Origin of the sequence: Ornithinicoccus halotolerans (assembly GCF_009602535.1) — a bacterium.
Taxonomy (GTDB): domain Bacteria; phylum Actinomycetota; class Actinomycetes; order Actinomycetales; family Dermatophilaceae; genus Ornithinicoccus; species Ornithinicoccus halotolerans.
On sequence record NZ_WIQI01000159.1, the window covers coordinates 1 to 4,270 of the forward strand.

At 73.7% G+C, this 4,270-nt stretch carries 4 protein-coding genes; 3 read left to right on the forward strand and 1 reads right to left on the reverse strand.

The window, feature by feature from the left end; all coding sequences use genetic code 11:
• Positions 1–1,031: AAA family ATPase (locus tag GFJ45_RS15300; protein WP_153398738.1), on the reverse strand; the 1,031-nt coding region annotated here is incomplete at its 3' end.
• Positions 1,032–1,309: 278 nt separating this feature from the next.
• On the opposite strand from GFJ45_RS15300, the gene GFJ45_RS16970 reads away from it, so the two are divergent.
• The 3 genes from GFJ45_RS16970 (at position 1,310) to GFJ45_RS15310 (ending at position 4,193) form a co-directional block, all read left to right on the forward strand.
• Positions 1,310–1,432, forward strand: a complete 123-nt coding sequence (locus GFJ45_RS16970; RefSeq protein WP_267128872.1) for a hypothetical protein — start codon at positions 1,310–1,312, stop codon at positions 1,430–1,432.
• A 218-nt stretch (positions 1,433–1,650) separates the two neighbouring features.
• Positions 1,651–3,015, forward strand: coding sequence for a cystathionine beta-synthase (locus tag GFJ45_RS15305; RefSeq protein ID WP_153398756.1), 1,365 nt, complete (start codon positions 1,651–1,653; stop codon positions 3,013–3,015).
• A gap of 20 nt (positions 3,016–3,035) precedes the next feature.
• Complete coding sequence (locus GFJ45_RS15310) at positions 3,036–4,193, forward strand: cystathionine gamma-synthase (protein WP_153398759.1); 1,158 nt, start codon at positions 3,036–3,038, stop codon at positions 4,191–4,193.
• Positions 4,194–4,270 lie beyond the last annotated feature (77 nt).

Consider the following 4,270-nt stretch of genomic DNA (forward strand, 5'->3'; position numbering starts at 1 on the left):
CCGCCGACGGCGGGCAGGGCGTGGGCGACCGCCACCTCGGCGTGGTGGACCAGCACCGTCGCCTCCGCGCCGGCCTCCTCCAGGGCGGACAGCAGCCGGCGGTGCAGCAGCCGTTGCCGGCCCAGGCCGGTCTGCGAGGCCAGCACCAGCCGGACCAGCTCGTGGTGGAAGCCCAGGCCGTCCCGCGCCACCCGCAGCAGGCCGTGCCGCTCGGCGGGCTCCAGCGCACTGGCCCACTCCGGGTGCACCCGGTCCAGCACCGGGTAGGGCAGCCACGAGGGGGAGAGGGCGAGCACCTCCAGGGCCTGCCGGGTCGCCGGGGGAAGGCGGGCCACCCGGCCGCGCACCACGTGCTGCAGCGAGGGCGCGGCCGGGTCGAGGCCGGCAGCGAGCAGCTCCAGGGCGTACAGCGGGTTGCCCGCGGAGAGCACGTGCACCCGGCGTGCCTCCTCGCCGCCGGGGTCTGCCTTCCCGTAGGCCCGGGCGAGGGCGGCCACCCCGGAGCGGCTGAGCGGCTGCGGCTCGACCGTCATGGTGGTCGCGGGCGCCAGCCCCTCCAGCGTGGCCGGCAGCGGGTGGCCGTCGGCCAGCTCACCGGGCCGCAGCGTCAGCACCAGCAGCAGCGGGAGCCGCGCGGCGCGCCGGCCCAGCACGGTCACGGCGTCCAGGGTGGCCTGGTCGGCCCAGTGCACGTCCTCCAGGACCAGCAGCGTCGGGGTACCCGTGGCCGCGGACCGCAGCTCCTCGACCAAACCAGCGGCCACGTCGGCACCGGTCGCGGACGGTGCCGGCTCCTGGCCGAGGGCCTCCCGCAGCGCCCCGAGCGGCCGGGGCGTCGCCAGGTCGTCGCACCGCCCGAGGAGGCTGCGTCCCCCGGCGGGCACGCTGGCGAGGAGGGCGCTGACCAGGGCGGACTTGCCGATGCCCGGCTCGCCCCGGACGACTACGACGCCCCCGCGCCCGGACGCCGCCCGGCGCAGCCGCGCCTGCAGCCCGCGCAGGGGCTCTTCGCGCTCGACCAGTCGTTCCATCACGCCGCCGGTATCACGATCCCGGGCCGGGGGTCTCGACGCTACCAGCGCGGCGACCGCGGCGACAGGGACGAACGCCGACCGGTGCGGCTGCCCGCATCGGTGCCGGTGAGCGCGACGATGGCGGAGAGTGCAGCGCGCACCGTGGACAGAACTTTGCTTGCCACTGGAAGTACCTTGAGTTTTGCTATAGATTACAGTGCACCGGCCCGGTGGTTTCGGTTTGTCCCCGTGCCCACCACCACGCCCGGCCCGCCCCCACACCCGAAGGAAACGATATGCGCAAGATCACCGCCGTCCTCGCTGGAACCCTGCTGCTGCTCGGTCTCTCCGTCGGCCCGGCCCAGGCCGCCCCGGGCGGCAAGGCTCAGCCGCAGACGGTCTCTTGGGAAGGCAAGTAGTAGACACTCGGCAGGTCAGCGCGCACTACTGAGCACCATGCCCGTCGCCCGCTGACCAACCGTCGCCGGTGTCTGCCGACGGGCTGCACCGGGCCGGACAGGGACTCGTTGTCCCAGCTCGGCGACGGCGGTGGCAGGGACGAACGCCGGTCCGTGCACGGACCCGTTGCTAGGCTGAGCCGTCCGACGACCGTCCCCGCCCTCTCCGGAGCTGCCCCATGCGCTACGCCGAGTCGATCACGGACGTGATCGGTGCCACCCCCCTCGTCCGCCTCACCCGGGTGACGGAGGGCCTGGCGGCGACGGTGCTCGCGAAGGTCGAGTACCTCAACCCCGGGGGCTCGGTGAAGGACCGGATCGCCATCCGCATCCTGGACGCGGCCGAGCGGGAGGGCAAGCTGCGCCCGGGAGGCACCATCGTGGAGCCGACGAGCGGCAACACCGGGGTGGGGCTGGCGCTGGTCGCCCAGCAGCGGGGCTACCGGTGCGTCTTCGTGTGCCCCGACAAGGTGGGCAAGGACAAGCTCGACGTGCTGCGGGCCTACGGCGCCGAGATCGTGGTCACCCCGAGCGCGGTGCCGCCGGACCATCCGGAGTCCTACTACAGCGTCAGCGACCGGCTCGCCACCGAGATCGAGGGGGCGTACAAGCCGAACCAGTACGAGAACCCCAACGGCCCGCGCAGCCACTACGAGACCACCGGGCCGGAAGTCTGGGACGACACCGACGGCAAGGTCACCCACTTCGTGGCAGGGATCGGTACCGGGGGCACCATCACCGGGACCGGCCGCTACCTGAAGGAGGTCAGCGACGGCCGCGTCGCCATCGTCGGCGCCGATCCCGAGGGGTCGGTCTACTCCGGCGGGAGCGGGCGCCCCTACCTCGTCGAGGGCGTGGGGGAGGACATGTGGCCCGGCGCGTACGACCCGGCCGTTCCCGACGAGGTCATCGCCGTCAGCGACGCCGACTCGTTCGCGATGACGCTGCGGCTGGCCAGGGAGGAGGGGCTGCTGGTCGGCGGCTCCTCCGGTATGGCGGTGGTCGCGGCGCTGCGGGCGGCTCGCGACCTCGGCCCGGACGACGTGGTGGTGGTGCTGCTGCCTGACGGCGGCCGCGGCTACCTGGGCAAGATCTTCAACGAGCGCTGGATGCGCAGCTACGGCTTCGCGCCGGCCGCGGAGGAGGCCACGGTCCGTGACGTGATCAGCTCCAAGACCGGTGCCATCCCCGACCTGGTGCACGTCCACCCCAGCGACACGGTGCGGGACGCGGTCCAGCTCATGTCCGAGTACGGCGTCTCCCAGCTGGTCGTGCTCGGGACCGAGCCGCCGGTCATGATGGGCGAGGTGCTGGGCACGCTGCGCGAGCGGGACCTGCTGGAGGCGGTCTTCGCCGGGACGGTGGCGATGACCGACCCGGTCTCCTCGGTCGTGGGGGAGCGGCTCCCGCTGGTCGGGATCGGTGACTCCGTGCCGGCGGCGCAGGAGGCGTTGTCGCGCGCCGACGCGCTGCTGGTGACCGAGGAGGGCAAGCCGGTCGCGGTGCTCACCCGCCCGGACCTGCTCACCCACCTGTCCCGATGAGGAAAGGCCAGATGAGCCAGATGAGCCAGCAGCCGCCGTTCGGCTTCGCCACCCGCGCCATCCACGCCGGCCAGGCGTTCGACCCGACCACCGGCGCGGTCATCCCGCCGGTGTACCAGTCCTCCACGTTCGTCCAGGAGCACATCGGCGGGCTGCGGCAGGGGTATGAGTACGCCCGCGGCACCAACCCGACGCGGGACTCGCTGCAGCAGCTGCTGGCCTCCGTGGAGGGTGGCCGCCACGGGCTGTCGTTCGCCTCCGGGCTGGCCGCCGAGGACGCGCTGCTGCGGGCGCTGCTGCGCCCGGGCGACCACGTGCTCATGGGCAACGACGTCTACGGCGGCACCCACCGGCTGGCCAACCAGATCCTGCGGCCCTGGGGGATGGCGCTGAGCACCGTCGAGATGAGCGACCTCGACGCGGTGCGCGGGGCGCTGCGGCCGGAGACCCGCATGCTGTGGCTCGAGACCCCCTCCAACCCGCTGATGAAGATCACCGACATCGAGGCGGTGTCGGCGCTGGGCCACGAGCACGGCCTGGTCGTCGTGGTGGACAACACCTTCGCCTCGCCCGCCCTGCAGACGCCGCTGGCGCTCGGGGCCGACGTCGTGGTGCACTCCACCACGAAGTACCTCGGCGGGCACTCCGACGTGCTGGGCGGGGCGGTGGTGACCTCCTCGGACGAGATCGCCGAGCGGGTCGGCTTCCTGCAGTTCGCCGCCGGAGCGGTGTCCGCGCCGTGGGAGGCCTTCCTGACCATCCGCGGCATCAAGACGCTGAAGCTGCGGATGGCCGCGCACAGCGACAACGCCGAGGCCGTCGTCGACGCGCTGGTCGGGCACCCCGCGGTCGAGCGTGTCTACTACCCGGGGTTGTCCGAGCACCCGGGGCACGACGTGGCCTGCCGGCAGATGGCCCGCTACGGGGGGATGGTGGCGCTGGCGCTGGCCGGCGGGCCCTCGGCCGCCCGCCGGTTTGCTGAGGGCACCCAGCTGTTCCAGCTGGCCGAGTCGCTCGGTGGCGTGGAGTCGCTGGTGAACTACCCGGCGGAGATGACGCACGCCTCGGTTCGCGGCACCGAGCTGGAGGTCCCCGACAACCTGGTCCGGCTCTCGGTCGGCATCGAAGAGGCCGACGACCTGGTCGCCGACGCGCGGGCGGCGCTGGACCGGCTCTGACCGCTCCGGCGGCGCGCCGCTACCCGGCCGGCGGCGGGACCGACAGCTCCCACGGCCCTCGTGGGCGCGGCCGGGCC

Excerpts from the sequence above, each read along its gene's own strand:
- GFJ45_RS15305 (WP_153398756.1), top strand. The coding sequence starts at position 1,651 with ATGCGCTACGCCGAGTCGATCACGGACGTGATCGGTGCCACCCCCCTC.
- GFJ45_RS16970 (WP_267128872.1), top strand. The coding sequence starts at position 1,310 with ATGCGCAAGATCACCGCCGTCCTCGCTGGAACCCTGCTGCTGCTCGGT.
- GFJ45_RS15310 (WP_153398759.1), top strand. The coding sequence starts at position 3,036 with ATGAGCCAGCAGCCGCCGTTCGGCTTCGCCACCCGCGCCATCCACGCC.